Annotated in this window: 11 protein-coding genes; 4 read left to right on the forward strand and 7 right to left on the reverse strand. The window is 62.0% G+C overall.

Translation table 11 applies throughout. The annotated features are described in order from the left end of the window. The first annotated feature begins 51 nt into the window (after nt 1-51). Nucleotides 52-2,253 carry an RNA degradosome polyphosphate kinase gene (locus VH564_RS03720; protein ID WP_423338451.1) on the forward strand — a complete coding sequence of 734 codons (2,202 nt, stop codon included), beginning with the start codon at nt 52-54 and terminating at the stop codon, nt 2,251-2,253. A gap of 10 nt (nt 2,254-2,263) precedes the next feature. Next, a complete protein-coding gene (gene ppx, locus VH564_RS03725) occupies nt 2,264-3,784 on the forward strand; it encodes an exopolyphosphatase (RefSeq protein WP_423338452.1) in 1,521 nt (506 codons plus the stop codon). 150 nt (nt 3,785-3,934) lie between these two features. Here ppx and VH564_RS03730 read toward each other — a convergent pair whose 3' ends face one another. From VH564_RS03730 to VH564_RS03750, 5 genes are all read right to left on the reverse strand, one after another. Then, nucleotides 3,935-5,293 (reverse strand): esterase-like activity of phytase family protein, encoded by a 1,359-nt coding sequence (locus tag VH564_RS03730; protein WP_423338453.1) that lies wholly within the window; start codon nt 5,291-5,293, stop codon nt 3,935-3,937. A 111-nt stretch (nt 5,294-5,404) separates the two neighbouring features. Continuing rightward, a complete protein-coding gene (locus VH564_RS03735; protein ID WP_423338454.1) occupies nt 5,405-6,472 on the reverse strand; it encodes an adenylate/guanylate cyclase domain-containing protein in 1,068 nt (355 codons plus the stop codon). 97 nt (nt 6,473-6,569) lie between these two features. Then, entirely contained in the window at nt 6,570-7,721 is a 1,152-nt protein-coding gene (gene rnd / locus VH564_RS03740; RefSeq protein ID WP_423338455.1) for a ribonuclease D, read from the reverse strand. Between the two features lie 84 nt (nt 7,722-7,805). Next, nucleotides 7,806-9,197, reverse strand: coding sequence for a multicopper oxidase family protein (locus tag VH564_RS03745; RefSeq protein WP_423338456.1), 1,392 nt, complete (start codon nt 9,195-9,197; stop codon nt 7,806-7,808). A gap of 89 nt (nt 9,198-9,286) precedes the next feature. Further along, a complete protein-coding gene (locus VH564_RS03750; RefSeq protein WP_423338457.1) occupies nt 9,287-10,525 on the reverse strand; it encodes an MFS transporter in 1,239 nt (412 codons plus the stop codon). A gap of 226 nt (nt 10,526-10,751) precedes the next feature. Between VH564_RS03750 and aspS the strand changes: the two genes are divergently transcribed. Beyond that, on the forward strand, nt 10,752-12,542 hold the full coding sequence (aspS, locus tag VH564_RS03755; RefSeq protein WP_423338458.1) for an aspartate--tRNA ligase: 1,791 nt from the start codon (nt 10,752-10,754) through the stop codon (nt 12,540-12,542). A gap of 163 nt (nt 12,543-12,705) precedes the next feature. Here aspS and VH564_RS03760 read toward each other — a convergent pair whose 3' ends face one another. Together VH564_RS03760 and VH564_RS03765 are read right to left on the reverse strand one after the other, a co-directional pair. Next, the gene (locus VH564_RS03760) at nt 12,706-12,927 is read right to left on the reverse strand and encodes a hypothetical protein (RefSeq protein WP_423338459.1); all 222 of its coding nucleotides are present in this window, start codon (nt 12,925-12,927) and stop codon (nt 12,706-12,708) included. A gap of 126 nt (nt 12,928-13,053) precedes the next feature. After that, on the reverse strand, nt 13,054-14,244 hold the full coding sequence (locus tag VH564_RS03765; RefSeq protein WP_423338460.1) for a hypothetical protein: 1,191 nt from the start codon (nt 14,242-14,244) through the stop codon (nt 13,054-13,056). 228 nt (nt 14,245-14,472) lie between these two features. Here VH564_RS03765 and parC point away from each other — a divergent pair, with 228 nt between their 5' ends. Further along, a complete protein-coding gene (gene parC / locus VH564_RS03770) occupies nt 14,473-16,752 on the forward strand; it encodes a DNA topoisomerase IV subunit A (protein WP_423338461.1) in 2,280 nt (759 codons plus the stop codon). Nucleotides 16,753-16,754 lie beyond the last annotated feature (2 nt).

Raw genomic sequence — 16,754 nt, forward strand, 5'->3', positions numbered from 1 at the left:
TACGTCGTCAAACTGATATAAATCGCGGGCAAATGAGAGAGGGCAGGTGGAATGGACACGTCAGTCGCGGAACTTCCGGAAGAGGGACAGCCGGAGATCGTTGCGAAGCCGCCGATCAGCGAGCTCATGAACAGCCCGGAGCGTTTCGTCAATCGAGAGTTTTCCTGGCTGCAGTTCAATCGCCGTGTCCTTGAGGAAACGCTGAACACCGCCCATCCGCTGCTCGAGCGCGTCCGTTTCCTGTCCATCTCGGCTGCGAACCTCGACGAGTTCTTCATGGTCCGCGTCGCCGGCCTCGAGGGTCAGGTGCGCCAGAACATCGTCGTGCGCAGCCCCGACGGCAAGACGCCGGCCGAGCAGCTGAACGACATTCTCATCGAGATCGACAACCTGCAGATGGAGCAGCAGGCGTCGCTGGCTGTGCTGCAACAGTATCTTGCAAAGGAAGATATCCTGATCGTCCGCCCGGCGGCACTGTCGGAGGCCGATCGCCAATGGCTGGCGACTGAGTTCGACCAGTCGATCTTCCCAGTGCTGACACCGCTGTCGATCGATCCGGCCCATCCGTTCCCCTTCATCCCCAACCTCGGCTTCTCGATCGCCCTGCAGCTGAACAGCATGCGCGGCCACGAGGCGATGACCGCGCTGCTCCGCCTGCCGCCGGCGCTGGACCGCTTCATTCGTCTGCCAGATGCCAATGGGGCGATCCGCTACATCACGCTCGAGGATGTGGTGAATATTTTTATCCACCGGCTTTATCCCGGCTACGAAGTGCAGGGCTCGGGAACCTTCCGCCTGATCCGCGACAGCGACATTGAAGTCGAGGAAGAAGCGGAAGATCTCGTGCGCTTCTTCGAGACGGCGCTGAAGCGCCGCCGTCGCGGCTCCGTGATCCGCATCGAGACGGATTCGGAAATGCCGGCCTCGCTGCGCCAGTTCGTCGTCACCGCATTGGCTGTGCCGGACAACAGGGTTGCCGTGCTCCCCGGGCTGCTGGCGCTGAACACGCTGTCCGAGATCACCAAGGCGCCGCGCGAAGACCTGCGCTATCAGCCTTACAACGCCCGCTTCCCTGAGCGCGTGCGCGAGCATGCCGGCGATTGCTTCGCCGCCATCCGCGAGAAGGACATGGTGGTCCATCACCCCTATGAATCCTTCGATGTCGTCGTGCAGTTCCTGATCCAGGCGGCCCGGGATCCCGACGTGCTGGCGATCAAGCAGACGCTCTATCGCACCTCCAACGACAGCCCGATTGTCCGCGCGCTGATCGACGCGGCCGAAATGGGCAAGTCGGTGACCGCGCTGGTCGAGCTCAAGGCCCGCTTCGACGAAGAGGCGAACATCCGCTGGGCGCGCGACCTTGAACGGGCCGGCGTCCAGGTGGTGTTCGGCTTCATCGAATTGAAGACCCATTCCAAGATGTCGCTGGTCGTGCGCCGCGAAGAGGGCAGGCTGCGCAGCTACTGCCATCTCGGCACCGGCAACTACCATCCGATCACCGCCAAAATCTATACCGACCTGTCCTACTTCACCTGCAATCCGAAGATCGCCCACGACATGGCGAACATCTTCAACTTCATCACCGGCTATGGCGAACCGGCCGAGAGCATGGAGATCGCCGTCTCGCCCTATACGCTGCGCTCGCGCATCCTGAAGCACATCGAGCAGGAGATCGTGCACGCGGCAGAAGGCCGGCCGGCCGCGATCTGGATGAAGATGAATTCGCTGGTCGATCCCGAGATCATCGATGCGCTCTATCGCGCCAGCTATGCCGGCGTCGAGATCGACCTCGTCATCCGCGGCATCTGCTGCCTTCGCCCGCAGGTGGCGGGTCTGTCCGAAAATATCCGCGTCAAATCGATCGTCGGCCGCTTCCTCGAACACAGCCGCATCTTCTGCTTCGGCAATGGCCACCGCCTGCCGTCCGACAAGGCGCTGGTCTATATCGGCTCGGCCGACATGATGCAGCGAAACCTCGATCGGCGTGTCGAAACGCTGGTGCCGCTGCTCAATCCGACGGTACACGAGCAGGTTTTGTCCCAGATCATGCTCGGCAACCTGATTGACAATCAGCAGAGCTACGAGATATTGCCCGACGGTACCTCCAGGCGCATGGAAGTGCGCAAGGGGAAAGAGCCGTTCAACGCGCAGCAGTACTTCATGACCAACCCGAGCCTGTCCGGGCGCGGCGAGGCCTTGAAGTCCAGTGCGCCGAAACTCATTGCCGGCCTGTTGTCTCGCCGGAAGTCATAGCTGGAATTGCATGGTGGAATCTGAAGCTCAGGGGCGCCTTCCCGGAATTGCCCCCGTTTCCGTCGTCGACATCGGCTCGAACTCCGTGCGGCTTGTGGTCTATGAAGGCCTGTCGCGCTCGCCGACGATCCTGTTCAACGAGAAGGTCCTCTGCGGTCTCGGCAAGGGCCTTGCGCTGACGGGCAAGATGGATGAGCAGAGCGTGCTGCGCGCACTTGCTGCATTGCATCGGTTTCGCGCGCTGTCGGATCAGGCCCGCGCCCGCACCATGTACGTGCTGGCGACTGCGGCCGCGCGCGAAGCCAGCAACGGCCCCAATTTCATCCACCAGGCGGAAACCATCCTCGGCCGCAAGGTGCGGGTGCTTTCGGGCGAGGAAGAGGCGCGCTTTTCGGCCTATGGCATCATCAGCGGGTTCCACGATCCCGACGGCATCGCCGGCGATCTCGGCGGCGGATCGCTGGAACTGATCGACATCAAGGGAACGGCCTTCGGACAGGGCATCACCTTGCCGCTCGGTGGCCTCAGATTGTCGGAATATGCCGATGGTTCGCTCGCCAAGGCCCATAGTTTTGCGCGCAAGCATGTCCGTACCGCCAAGCTTCTGGCCAGCGGCGAGGGGCGCACCTTCTACGCCGTCGGCGGCACCTGGCGAAACATTGCCAAGCTGCACATGGAATTCGGCAAATATCCTCTGCACATGATGCAGGGCTACGAGCTGCCGGTCGACGAGATGTTGCGCTTCCTCGACCAGGTTGCTGTCGCCAAGGACAGCAAGGACCCGATCTTCCAGTCCGTCTCGAAATTCCGCCGCTCGCTGCTTCCCTACGGCGCCATCGCCATGCAGGAGGTGCTGCTGGCGGCGAAGCCGGCTCGTGTCTCCTTCTCGTCCCAGGGCGTACGCGAGGGCTATCTCTATTCGCTGCTGAACGAGCACGAGCGCCGGGCCGACCCGCTGCTCGAGGCGGCCGGCGAACTGGCCATTCTGCGCGCCCGCTCGCCAGAGCACGCCCGCGAACTTGCCGCATGGACCGGCCGGATGATGCCTTTTTTCGGTGTCAACGAGACGGAGGAGGAGAGCCGCTACCGCCAGGCGGCCTGCCTTCTGGCCGACATCAGCTGGCGCGCCCATCCGGATTATCGTGGCCTGCAAGCGCTCAACGTGATTGCCAACTCCTCCTTCGTCGGCATCACCCATGCCGGCCGTGCCTTCCTCGCGCTGGCGAGCTACTACCGCTACGAGGGCCTGAATGACGACAGCGCCACGGAGCCTCTGGCAACGATCGCGACGCCGCTTCTGATCGAGCGCGCCAAGCTGCTCGGCGGCTTGCTACGCGTCGTCTACCTGTTTTCGGCCTCGATGCCTGGCGTCGTGCGCAATCTTGCCTTCCAGCGTTCGCGCAATCCGGATCTCGACCTTGAATTCGTCGTGCCGCCGGAATATCGCGATTTTGCCGGCGAACGCCTCGAAGGCCGCCTGCAGCAGCTGGGCAAGCTAACCGGCAAGCGCCTGGCCTTCCGCTTCGAATAGTCCGCAGTTTCTGCCTTCTCCCCATCGGGGAGAAGTGCCGAGCGAATGCGAGGCGATGAGGGGGAGCGGCAACTTCGGAGCCAGCCCCCTCATCTGTCCTTCGGACATCTTCTCCCCGGCGGGGAGAAGACAGGCTCAGCGCCAGGCCGGCTACTTGGCGTTCAGGAAATCGCCCACTTCGAGCAGCACGAACTCGTTGTCGTCGGCCTTGCCGAGCGAACGACCCGACGAGAACGGCAGGTTGTTGTCGTTGCCGACGATGATGTGGGTGGCGTCGACCCGATCGACGTTCTCGATCGTCACGAACGGCATGTCGTAATAGCCGTCGCCGCCGCCCTGGCGCTTCTTGTTGTTGGGATCGGAGATATGCATGAGATCGATATAGCCGATCTTGCGCACGGCCTTGCCGACGTTTTCTTCCGTCATCTCGATCTTGTAGACGCGCTTGTGCTTGGCAGCCACGGCAAAGCAGTCGGGCTTCGGCGCCTTCGGATCGGCACAGACCTTGTCGCCGGTGCCGGCCCCGTTGTCGCGCTCGAGTACCAGGCCGGTGGTTGCATCCAGCATGTTGAAATCGCCGATCGATTCGCCGCCGGGCGAGAAGGGATAGAGCCACGAGCGGCCGGTCCAGGCCTTCGAGGCGACGTCGAGTTCGATGATCCGCACGGCCGTCTGGCCATCGACCTTCTCGACGGTGCCATCATCCTGGTAAAGCGCGCCTTCGAGCAGGCCATAGAGCTTCGACCCGTCCGATGACATGGCAAGGCCTTCGAAGCCGCCCGAGCGCCTGATGTTGAAAGCTGGCAGTTTGAGGCTCGGGTTGGCAGGCAGTGAGAGCGTCGGATTGTCCGGCGACTTGACTGGCTTGCCGTTGACGACGGTCGATACGACGTCCGTCAGGCGGCCTTCCGTGTCGAAATGGAGGATGTAGGGGCCGAACTCCTCGCCCGTCCAGAAGCCGTCGGCGACAGGCTGGATCGATTCGACATCGAAATCGGCGCCCGTGAGGTAGCGCTTCTCGGCGCCTTCAAGAACGATCGGGAAGGGCGCTTTTTTGTCTGGGTCGGAGAGGAAGACCGTCTTCAGTACCTCGACCTTGCCGCTATCCCAGTTGAATTTGAGGTGGTGATACATCAGCGCCGCGTCGGTGGAATTGGCCTTGGTGCCGAAGCCATTGTCGGAAAGGCTCCAGAACGTGCCGTCCGGCATCGTCTTGATGCCTGAAAAGCCTTGCACGGCCTGGCCGTCGAACGGCAGCGACAGATCCGTCTTCACAAGGCCGTCCATGCCGGGAACGCTGCCGAGGGTGGTGGCGCGCTTGCGGTCGGCAGTGGTGAACTTGCCGGCCGTCTTCAGGTAGTCGGGAGCGTCTGCCGGAGCGGCGATGATCGTGTTGGCGGGCAGGATGGCCTGGGCAGTCAGGGTAGCCGGAAAGGCCTTCTCTTCGGCAAGAGCCTGGGTCGACATCAAAAGGCAGAGCGCCACGGAGGCATAAAGGATTTTGGTCATGTGTTCCACGCTTACTGGTCGGAATTGACAACCGAGGACTTACGGCGGGAACGTGTCTGGTAAATTATACCCGGATTAAGTTTTGATGACAGCCTGGCGCAACTTCTGGCACTAGCTGCCGAGGTTCAGCGACAGCTGCGACGGTCGGCGGAGCCTGGTCTCACCGATATCCCTCAGGGCGACCACGCCCACCTCCCGGCCGCGTCCCTTGACGGCGTGGGTGCCGAGATATTCGGCGTCGATTCCATCGGGCATCGTCATCAGATCGGCCAGGTCGGACGAGATCAAGACGCCTCTGCCGAGGGTCTTGGACAGTCCCTCCAATCGCGCGGTCGTGTTCACCGTATCGCCGAAGTAGGTGATCTTGTGCCGATCGACGCCAATCTCAGCCGTAATCACCGGCCCCCCGTGCAGGGCTGCCCGGACCCGCGGCACCTGGCCATAGACTTTGCGCCAGACGTCGCTGTTGGCTTCGATGTTCGACAGGATATCGAAAATGCAGCGCACGCAGCAGGCGTCCTTGATGCCGCGATTGAGCGGCCAGGTGATGATGGCCGCGTCGCCGATATAGTCGTCGATGGCACCGTTGTGCCGGCGGATCTGCTCGGCAAAGGTTCCGAACAGCGAGCCGAGGTATTGCTGTGTCCTCAGGTCGCCGTACTCCTCGGCAAAGGCCGTGGAGCCGACGAGATCGATGAACAGGAACACGCGCTCCTCCGGGACCGGATTGCGATAGCGCCCTGTCAGCAGGCTGATGAAAACGTCGCGGCCGAGCAGATCGCGGACGCGCAGGACGAGGACCGTCAATGCGGACACCGACAAGGCGTAGATGATGACCTCTGCCTGCGGGATCGTCGCGTCCAGCCAGCTCCCCTGGGTCAGCCCGATCATTCTCAACAGGTTGCCGGCTACGGCAAAGCCGATGCTGATCAGCGCCGCATCGATGAGCAGGGCAATGGGGATATAGGCGGGGGTGGGCAACAGGCGAACACGGCTATGGAGGCGCGGCATCAGCAAGCCTCGCTCGAAAGCGAGCAGCGGCATGCCGCAGAAGAGCGCGAAGATCGCACCGATGTACTTTGGGGATTCGGGATAGAAAGCAACGCCATAGGCGACGCCGGACAGAGCGACGAAGGTCGCGATAGCAAGCCAGTTCAACGCCGAGGGCAGTGTTCGCATGGTTGCTTCCGACAAGCTGAAGGCAGACGGTTGTGATCCCGCCTGGTCGCAGGGTCAAGCCTTTTCGCGGGCGGAAACCCTCCCGCAAAGGTAACAATCACACCGGGAGGGCGACGGTCTCCACCTTCTTGTCGACGAAGCGCAACGCCACTTCACCCTTGATCAGCTTGAGCGCCGTATCGCCGAACAGCTCGCGCCGCCACCCCGTCAGCGCCGTCACATCGGCCTTCTCGCCTTCCGCAGCGATTTTCTCGATGTCCTCGCTGTTGGCGATGACCTTAGGCGCGACACCGTTCTTCTCGGCGATCAGCTTCAGCAGCACTTTCAGAAGTTCGGCCGCCGCTGCGGTTCCCTCGGGGGCCTGGGTGTGGCGCGGCACATGCGGCATGTCCGCCTTCGGCATGTCGAGCGCGGCGTTGATGGCCTCGAGCACGGCAGCACCCGCCGACGAGCGCTCCCAACCCTTCGGTACGGTCCGAAGCCTGCCGAAAGCCTCGATGTCGCGCGGCTGCTGCTGGGCGATCTCATAGATCGCGTCGTCCTTGAGCACACGCGAGCGCGGCACGTTGCGGCTGCGGGCTTCCCGTTCGCGCCAGGCGGCGACGTATTTCAGCACGGCCAGTTCCTGCGGCTTGCGCAGCCGCATCTTCAGCCGCTGCCAGGCGTCGTCGGGATGAAGGTCGTAGGTGTCGCGCGATTCGAGGATCGCCATCTCTTCCGACAGCCACGAAGCACGGCCCTCACGGGCGAGCTCGTCGCGCAGGAACAGGTAGACGTCGCGAAGATGGGTCACGTCGGCCAGCGCATAATCGAGCTGCTTGTCGGTCAGCGGCCGGCGCGTCCAGTCGGTGAAGCGAGAAGTCTTGTCGATCTGGATGTTCTTGATGCGGTTGACGAGCTGGTCGTAGGAAACCGAATCGCCGAAGCCGCAGACCATCGCCGCGATCTGGGTGTCGAACACCGGATGCGGGATCAGATTGCCCCGATTGTAAATGATTTCAATGTCCTGGCGCGAGGCATGAAACACCTTCAGCACGGTGGTATCCGCCATCAGCGCAAAGAATGGCGCAAGATCGATACCGGGAGCCAGCGGGTCGACGATCACTTCCGTCGTCGGGCTCGCCATCTGGATCAGGCAGAGCACCGGCCAAAAGGTGGTCTCTCGGAGAAATTCGGTATCGATCGTGATGAATTCTGACTTGGCCAGCTCTTTGCAGGCCGCCTCCAATTCGGCGGTAGTTTGGATCATTATGGACACATTCTTAGGAACTCAGTTCTTGAACCTTCCTTTCCCTTTCGCTCGCCTATGTCAATATCCCGACGCCTGCGAAGCTCAAACCACCCGCATATAGCTCGTCATCCCGGTTTTTTGATGCTCGATGATGTGGCAATGCAGCAGCCAGTCCCCAAGATTGTCGGCAACGAAGCCCAGTTGCACCTTCTCGTTCGGCTGGATCAGATAGGTGTCGGACACGAAGGGCTGGACAGTCCCGATGTTAGACGACAGCACCGTGAAGCTCATGCCGTGCAAATGGATGGGGTGGGAGTGCGGCGTCAGGTTTTCCATGTCGAGCACGTAGCTCTTGCCAAGCTTCAACTCGGCGAGCGGAGCCGTCGGATCGGGTGTATCGCCCGGCCAGGGCACCTTGTTGATCGCCCAGAAGCTGTAGCCGAGAGAGCCGCAGATGCTATCCTTGGCGGTATCTTCCGCCGTCGCGCTGAGGATGATCGGGATATGCTCGGCGGCGCCAAGGTCTGCCTGGCGTACCGGGTTAGGCTCGAGCGGCGCGAGATCGCCGATGTCCCGCTTCAACGAGGCGCCGACGGCTCTAAGCTTCGCCAGGGTCTTTGGGTTGGTCCCATGGATGTCCTCGAGCGTCACCGTAGCGCCCTCGCTGTCGGGCATGCGGATCGCCAGCTCCAGCCGCTGGCCGGGCCCGAGCTGCAGCACGTCGAGCGCGAATCGCTTCGGCACCGGATTGCCGTCGATGGCGATCACCGTGGCAGCGGCGCCTTCGACCCTGAAGGAGAAGATCCGGGTGACGTCGGTGATTGCCAGCCGCAGCCGTACCAGCCCGCCCGTCGGCGCATCATATTGCGGCTCGACCTGCCAGTTGGCGGAGCGGACTGTCCCGTAGGTGCCCGACCGCGCCGCATCGCGCGGCTTGTACTGCGCGATGAACTGTCCATCGCCGCCCAGCCGCCAGTCCCGCAGGTTGACGACGATGTCGGCATCAAACGTGGGATCCCTCGGATTGTCGACGACGATGACGCCGGTCATGCCGTGCCCCATCTGGATCAGCGTATTGCAATGCGGATGGTACCAGAAAGTGCCGGCATCGGGCGGGGTAAAGGCGTAGTCGAAGGTTTCGCCGGTGTAGACATAGGGCTGCGTCAGGAACGGCACCCCGTCCATGGCGTTCGGAATGCGCATGCCGTGCCAATGAATGGTGGTCGGCTCGTCGATCCCGTTGATCAGCTTTGCCGCGAAAGGCTCGCCCTGGCGCATGCGCAGGACCGGCGGCATGCCGTCGTTGCCGTAGGTGAGCACGTCGCGGGTCACGTCTGTGCCGGTGATATTGGCCTGGATCTTGTTGCTCTTGAGGATGAGTGGCTCGGGCGCTGCATGGGCCGCGGTAAACCTGCCGGCAAGCGCCATCCCGGCGCCATAAACGCCGGCCACGGCCGAAGCCTTGATAAGATTGCGACGGGTAAGGACGGCCATGCGAAGCTCCGACGGAAGTTGCCTGTCCCGTTTAAAGTTGAGTGGCTTTTTCAGCAATAGTGCAAGGCCGGGCAAACTGCCGCAGTCACCTATTGTTTATCGCGCTCGCCGGGCGGAGTGGCCAGTTTGTTGAAGTAGGTCGAGGTGCGCAGCAGGTTGCGAAAGCGCATGCTGCGCCGCGCCGTCGGCACCCCCTCGCGCACCGTCATGCGCTGCAGCGTGTAGAGCATGAACAGGAACAGGATAGACGCCATGTAGATGAACAATATCCGCGGACCGAACCTGTCGAGCATGAAGGCCGCAAACATCGGCCCGACGATGGCGCCCACCGACCAGAAGAACAGCGTGCCGGCCGAGACCAGCGCATGCTGGCCATTGGCGGCATGGTCGTTGGCATGGGCAGAGCAGAGCGAATAAAGCGGCATGCAGAAGGCGCCGAAGACGAAGATGCCGACAAAATTGCGCCATTCGCTGCTGCCGGCGACAAGCGCCAGAAACAGGCAGCCGGCAAGCCCGCCGATGGACGAGACGAGAATGATCAGCCGTCTATCCAGGCGGTCGGAATAGGCGCCGAGCGGATATTGCAGCACGATGCCGGCAAAGATCCCGACGCTCATGAAGGTGGCGATGCCGGTGACCGAAAGGCCGATGCCTTGCGCGTAAACGGGCCCGAGCGAACGGAACACCGAGTTGGTCAGCCCGACGACGATGCATCCGACGGTCGCCAGCGGCGAGATCCGCCACAGCGTCTTGATGTCGAAGCGGATCGCCTCCGGTGCGCCCGGGCTGGAACGGTCCGCAAAGGAGATCGGCACCAGCGACAGGCTGAGGGCCATCGAGATGATGGCAAACAGCTGGAAACCATCGATGCCGACGGACGGTATCAGATATTGCGCCAGCGTCACCGATCCGAGATCGACGAAACGGTAGACCGACAGCGTCCGCGCCCGGTTGGAATTGGTGACGCGGGCATTGAGCCAGCTCTCGACGACGGCGAACAGGCCGGCAAAGCAGAGGCCCTGCATCAGCCGCATGCTGAACCAGAACCATGGCACGATCAGCAGCACCATGGCGATCGAGGCCGCCGAGGCGATGGCGGCCAGCGCCGAGAAGGCGCGGATATGGCCGATGGCGCGGATGATGCGGGTGACGTAGATGCAGCCGATGGCAAAGCCGATATTGTAGCCAGTGCCGACAAGGCCGATGGTCGAGGCCGAAAACCCCTCGTGCAACGCGCGCAGCGAAATGAACGTCGCCTGCAGTCCGTTGCCGCCGATCAGGATGCCGGCCGTGACGAGCAGGGGGATAAGAGGGCGGATCTGGCTCATCGGCGAAGGCCTGCAAACGAATCGAGCCGGGGCCGCAACCGGCCCGGCAACATGACTGTCTTTCTAGGCGGGGTTTCGCTATAAAGACAACCTCAAACGCGACAGGGCGCCGCCAAGTCTTGACAAATGAGGCGGGCCATGCGCTTTTCCGCCCGATTTTCTCGACGGGGAGATTGCGGCATTTCGACCGCCTCTGCCACCGTCCGCCAAGTCCAGGAATGATAAAATGCATCGCTATCGCAGCCACACTTGCGCCGCTCTCAGCAAGTCCGACGTCGGGTCGACCGTACGCATCTCCGGCTGGGTTCACCGCGTCCGCGACCATGGCGGCCTGCTGTTCATCGACCTTCGCGACCATTACGGCATGACGCAGATCGTCGTCGATCCGGATTCACCGGCCTTCAAGCAGGCTGAACAGGTCCGCGGCGAGTGGGTCATCCGCGTCGACGGCCTGGTCAAGGCGCGCACCGAGGACACCGTCAACAAGACGATGCCGACAGGCGAGATCGAGCTTTACGCCCAGGAGATCGAGATCCTCTCGGTCGCCAAGGAACTGCCGCTGCCGGTTTTCGGCGAGCCGGACTATCCGGAAGACGTGCGCCTGAAGTATCGCTTCCTCGACCTGCGCCGCGAGACGCTGCACAAGAACATCGTCAAGCGCAGCCAGATCATTTCCGACATCCGCAACCGGATGACGTCGGCCGGCTTCGGCGAATACACCACGCCGATCCTGACGGCCTCGTCGCCGGAAGGCGCGCGCGACTTCCTGGTGCCGTCGCGCATCCATCCCGGCACCTTCTTCGCGCTGCCGCAGGCGCCGCAGCAGTACAAGCAGCTCCTGATGGTGGCCGGCTTCGACCGCTACTTCCAGATCGCGCCCTGCTTCCGCGACGAAGACCCGCGCGCCGACCGCCTGCCGGGCGAATTCTACCAGCTCGACATGGAAATGAGCTTCGTCACCCAGGAAGACGTCTGGGACACGATGGCACCGATCATGACATCGGTCTTCGAGCAGTTTGCCGAAGGCAAGCCGGTCACCAAGGACTGGCCGCGCATTCCCTATGACGTGTCGATCCGCAAGTATGGTTCCGACAAGCCGGACCTGCGCAACCCGATCGAGATGCAGGCCGTCACCGAACATTTTGCCGGCTCCGGCTTCAAGGTGTTTGCCGGCATGATTGCCTCCAACCCCAAGGTTGAAGTCTGGGCGATCCCGGCCAAGACCGGCGGCTCGCGCGCATTCTGCGACCGCATGAACGCATGGGCTCAAGGCCTCGGCCAGCCGGGCCTCGGTTACATCTTCTGGAAGGAAGAAGACGGCAAGATCGTCGGCTCCGGCCCGCTCGCCAAGAACATCGGCGAAGAACGCACCGAAGCGCTGCGCGTCCAGCTCGGCCTGGAGGCAGGCGACGCCAGCTTCTTCGTAGCAGGCGAACCGGCCAAGTTCTACAAGTTCGCAGGCGAAGCGCGCACCAAGGCCGGCGAAGATCTGAACCTCGTCGACCGCGATCGCTTCGAGCTGTGCTGGATCATCGACTTCCCGTTCTACGAATGGAGCGAGGAAGACAAGAAGGTCGACTTCGCGCACAACCCGTTCTCGATGCCGCAGGGTGGCCTCGAGGCGCTGAACACGCAGGATCCGCTGTCGCTGAAGGCCTATCAGTACGACGCCGTCTGCAACGGCTTCGAGATTGCCTCGGGCTCGATCCGTAACCAGTCGCCGGAAGCTATGGTCAAGGCCTTCGAGCTGGTCGGCCTCAGCCAGTCGGATGTCGAGGAACGGTTCGGCGGCATGTATCGTGCATTCCAGTACGGCGCGCCTCCGCACGGTGGCTGCGCCTTCGGCATCGACCGCGTCGTCATGCTGCTGCTCGGCGCCAAGAACCTGCGCGAAATCACGCTGTTCCCGATGAACCAGCAGGCGCAGGATCTCTTGATGAACGCGCCATCGCCGGCGGCACCGAAGCAACTGATGGAACTGTCGCTGCGCGTCATGCCGCAGCTGAAGAAGGACTGATCGAGGTCTGTTTGCAGGTTCTGAAACTTTTGAACCCGGTGGCTGAGGCCGCCGGGTTTTTGCGTTCAGTTCAGGTCGTGGTGATTGACGTAATAGAGAGCCGCCAGGGCAAAGACGATCGCCGAAGCTGGCATTAGCAGCAACGAAACTATTTCCATCACGCTCATGGTTTCATCCTCTGAAGCACCCGGCTTCCCGAATAATGTAGGCCGAATGCCGTGAAAAAACAAATTCCGCTGATCACCATCACGGATGGTTTCACCTGATCGGCCCCGGATAGCATCGCGAACAACGGCGACAAGCCTCCCACGGCAAACACGGCAACGCCGACGCTATTGAGAAACGTTGCCAGTAGCTTGATGCGCTCGTTGTGGATGAGATCCATTGCCTGACCGACTGCTTGTCCGTTCTTTCTGTGATTGCAATCTATGCGGGCAATGTGAAAATTGCAATAAAAAAGGCCTGGCGATTGGATCGCCAGGCCGGTCGGTGAAATGCGGTGTCCGGTCGGTTAGTCGTTCGCCGTGACCTTCAGTCCGATGACCTTCGGGATGGTGTTCGGCGCACCCATGGCAGCGCCGATGATCATCGGGAGGGGCACTGGCTGCTCGGGCGAGGCATTCAGCGTGAAGCTCTTCGGATTGTCGAGATAGCTGTTGATCGCGGCGGAGACCGTGTTCTGCAGCTCGGGTATGTTGAGCTGCGCCAGCATGATCGGGGCGAGGCCCTTCAGCGTATTGGCCATCTGTTCGCCGGACACCTTCTGCGTCGAGCCTGCGTAGTCGAGCAGGCGCTTGGTGATCGAGGCGTCCTGGAAATGGATTTCGGCGTGGTTGAGCGTCAGCTGCTGCAGTAGACCCATCATCGCAAGGCCGGTGGCCTGCTGGGCCGCCTGCTTGTCCGGGTTGGCTTCGGCAGCCTTGGCCGCAGCCTGCAGCGACTTGATGAAGTCCATCGTATAGCCGGAAATCCCGAGTGCCAGGTCGAGGCGGCCGACATTGGTCAGGTCCAGGCCAAGGTCGCTGATATCAACGGTGCCGGGCTTGATGTCCCAGCTGCCCTTCATCGTGAAGGCGCCTTCGACATGCTGCAGGGCGAGCTTGTTGATGGTGTCCTGCGAGGCCGGGTCCTTGACGTCGGAGAGATCGGCCTTGATGGCATTGATGTTGCCGCTGAATTCAAAGCCGGCGTCGTCATGGGTAGGGGTCATGGAGAAATCCATGTCCTTCAGCGAAGCCACTTCCTTGCCGTCCTTGGAAATGCTGATCGGGCCGGTATGGGCGTTGGAGTAAAGCAGCAATCCGTCGATGCCTTCGGCATTGGCATCGGCAGGCACGGTTAGGCCGCCGAGCGACATGTCGCTGGCAGTGAAAGTCACGCCTTCGTTGGTGACAGAGATATCCGGAAACGTCACCTTGTCGATGGTGTAGCCGCCGTCGTCTTCCTCGGTGACTCCGGTCATGGTCACCTTGCCAAGCGGCACGCCCTGGCCGCCGGCCAGCGGCTTGAACGAAGCGCCCTTCAGCGTGACAGTGGTATCGTCGACATCGACGCCTTCGGTGGCAAGCACGCCGCCCTGAATCGCATAGGCAGCGTTCAACTTCTGCAGAAGATCGGCGCTATCGAGAGCGAAGGCAGATCCCGCGAACGAAAGTATGGCGGCGCTGGACAGCATCAGCCGGGTTGTCCGGTAAAAACTCATGAAGGCTTTTCCTCATTGGCCAAGGGATAAATCGATACAAACTGTAATAGGCTATGCATGCAGTTTGTACCGCTGTGTTTAAAATTATGATGAATTGCAGTGATGCAATGCACGCTAAGTCTACCCATTGTGGCAATGCGGTCAATCTGGCTCGCGTTGAAAGGTAATCCACAGGCTGGTGGCCCTGCATTCCTTGCCCGACCTTCGCTTCTCGGTTAGGCAAAGCCTATGGGACAAGAGATTTTGCCGCCTGCTGGCGGGGGCGATGACAGTATTCTGCCAATTGATCTGAAGGCGGCGCTCGAGGAGCGTTATCTCGCCTATGCGCTGTCGACGATCATGCACCGGGCGCTGCCCGACGTGCGCGATGGCCTGAAGCCGGTTCACCGCCGCATCATCCACGCGATGAGCGAGATGGGCATCCGCGCCAATTCGTCGTTCAAGAAGAGCGCCCGCATCGTCGGCGACGTCATCGGTAAGTTCCATCCGCATGGCGACCAGTCCGTCTATGACGCGCTCGTCCGTCTCGCCCAGGATTTCTCGCAGCGCTATCCGATCGTCGACGGCCAGGGTAACTTCGGCAACATCGACGGCGACAGCGCCGCCGCCTATCGATACACCGAAGCCCGCATGACCGACGTGGCGACGCTGCTTCTCGAAGGCATCGACCAGGACGCCGTCGACTTCCGTCCGACCTACAACGAGGAAGACAGCGAGCCGGTCGTCATGCCGGGCGCCTTCCCGAACCTTCTGGCCAACGGCACATCCGGCATCGCCGTCGGCATGGCAACCTCGATCCCGCCGCACAATGCCCATGAGCTCTGCGACGCCGCGCTGCATCTGATCAAATTCCCGGATGCATCAGTCGAAGACCTGATGGCCGATCCGAACAATCGCGAGAAGGGCGGCATCGAAGGCCCGGACCTGCCGACCGGCGGCATCATCATCGACAGCCGCGAAAGCATCATCGAGGCCTACAAGACGGGCCGCGGCGGTTTTCGTGTCCGCGCCAAATGGGCGGTCGAGGACCTCGGCCGCGGCGGCTATCAGATCGTCGTCACCGAAATCCCCTTCCAGGTGCAGAAGTCGCGCCTGATCGAAAAGCTTGCCGAGCTGTTGAATGCCCGCCGCCTGCCACTGCTGGAAGACGTCCGCGATGAATCGGCCGAGGATGTGCGGCTGATCCTGGTGCCGAAGAGCCGCACCGTCGATCCGACGATCCTGATGGAATCGGTTTTCAAGCTGTCCGAGCTGGAAAATCGCATTCCGCTCAACATGAACGTCCTGTCCATGGGCCGCATTCCGCGGGTCATGGCGCTGAACGAAGTGCTGCTCGAATGGCTCGCCCACCGCAAGGACGTGCTGATCCGGCGCTCGAAGTTCCGCCTGGCGGCCATCGACCGGCGCCTCGAAATCCTCGGCGGCTTGCTGATCGCCTATCTCAATCTCGACGAGGTGATCAAGATCATCCGCGAGGAGGATGAGCCGAAGCCCGCGCTGATCGCCCGGTTCGGCGTCACCGATATCCAGGCCGAAGCCATTCTCAACATGCGGCTGCGCAATCTGCGCAAGCTGGAAGAATTCGAGATTCGCTCGGAGTTCGACGCCCTGTCGAAGGAGAAGGCCGAGATAGAGGCACTGCTTGCCTCCGACGAAAAACTTTGGGCGACGATTGCCTGGGAAATCGGCGAGGTCCGCAAGAAATACGCCAAGGCCACCAAGCTCGGTGCCCGCCGGACGGTATTCGCCGACGCGCCGGAGGCCGATCTCGAAGCCATCCAGCAGGCGATGATCGAGAAGGAGCCGGTCACCGTCGTCATCTCGGAAAAGGGCTGGATCCGCGCGCTCAAGGGTCATATTGCCGATACGTCGTCGCTGACCTTCAAGGAGGGAGACGCGCTCCGCCTGGCGTTCCCGGCCCAGACGACCGACAAGCTGCTGATCGTGACGACCGGCGGCAAGGCCTATACGCTCGGCGCCGACAAACTGCCCGGCGGGCGCGGCCATGGCGAGCCGCTGCGGCTGATCGTCGAGATGGAAAACGATCAGGACGTGCTGACGGCCTTCATCCACGATCCATCGCGCAAGCTGCTGATCGTCTCGACCGACGGCAACGGTTTCATCGTTCCTGAAGCGGACATGACCGCCAATACCCGCAAGGGCAAGCAGATCATGAACGTCGCGATGCCGGCCGAGACCAAGCTGCTGGTTCCGATCAAGGGCGATCATCTGGCGGTGGTCGGCGAGAACCGCAAGATGGTCGTCTTCCCGCTGGCGCAGGTCCCGGAAATGTCGCGCGGCAAGGGCGTTCGCCTGCAGCGCTACAAGGATGGCGGCATATCGGATGTGCGCGGCTTCAATCTCGCCGACGGCCTGACCTGGGCCGACAGCGCAGGCCGCAGCTTCTCCAAGTCCAAGGACGATCTGATCGAATGGCTTGGCGACCGGGGCGCTGCCGGCCGCGCCGTGCCGAAGGGCTTCCCAAGAAGCGGCAAGTTCTCAGGTTAAGC

Origin of the sequence: Rhizobium sp. HT1-10 (genome assembly GCF_049472505.1) — a bacterium.
In the GTDB taxonomy this organism is placed as follows: Bacteria; Pseudomonadota; Alphaproteobacteria; order Rhizobiales; family Rhizobiaceae; genus Rhizobium.

Bases quoted from the DNA above. Each gene is read 5' to 3' on its own strand.
- aspS (WP_423338458.1), top strand. From the start codon at position 10,752: ATGCATCGCTATCGCAGCCACACTTGCGCCGCTCTCAGCAAGTCCGAC.
- VH564_RS03735 (WP_423338454.1), bottom strand. From the start codon at position 6,472: ATGCGAACACTGCCCTCGGCGTTGAACTGGCTTGCTATCGCGACCTTC.
- VH564_RS03720 (WP_423338451.1), top strand. From the start codon at position 52: ATGGACACGTCAGTCGCGGAACTTCCGGAAGAGGGACAGCCGGAGATC.
- parC (WP_423338461.1), top strand. From the start codon at position 14,473: ATGGGACAAGAGATTTTGCCGCCTGCTGGCGGGGGCGATGACAGTATT.
- VH564_RS03765 (WP_423338460.1), bottom strand. From the start codon at position 14,244: ATGAGTTTTTACCGGACAACCCGGCTGATGCTGTCCAGCGCCGCCATA.
- VH564_RS03745 (WP_423338456.1), bottom strand. From the start codon at position 9,197: ATGGCCGTCCTTACCCGTCGCAATCTTATCAAGGCTTCGGCCGTGGCC.
- VH564_RS03760 (WP_423338459.1), bottom strand. From the start codon at position 12,927: ATGGATCTCATCCACAACGAGCGCATCAAGCTACTGGCAACGTTTCTC.
- VH564_RS03750 (WP_423338457.1), bottom strand. From the start codon at position 10,525: ATGAGCCAGATCCGCCCTCTTATCCCCCTGCTCGTCACGGCCGGCATC.
- VH564_RS03730 (WP_423338453.1), bottom strand. From the start codon at position 5,293: ATGACCAAAATCCTTTATGCCTCCGTGGCGCTCTGCCTTTTGATGTCG.
- rnd (WP_423338455.1), bottom strand. From the start codon at position 7,721: ATGATCCAAACTACCGCCGAATTGGAGGCGGCCTGCAAAGAGCTGGCC.
- ppx (WP_423338452.1), top strand. From the start codon at position 2,264: ATGGTGGAATCTGAAGCTCAGGGGCGCCTTCCCGGAATTGCCCCCGTT.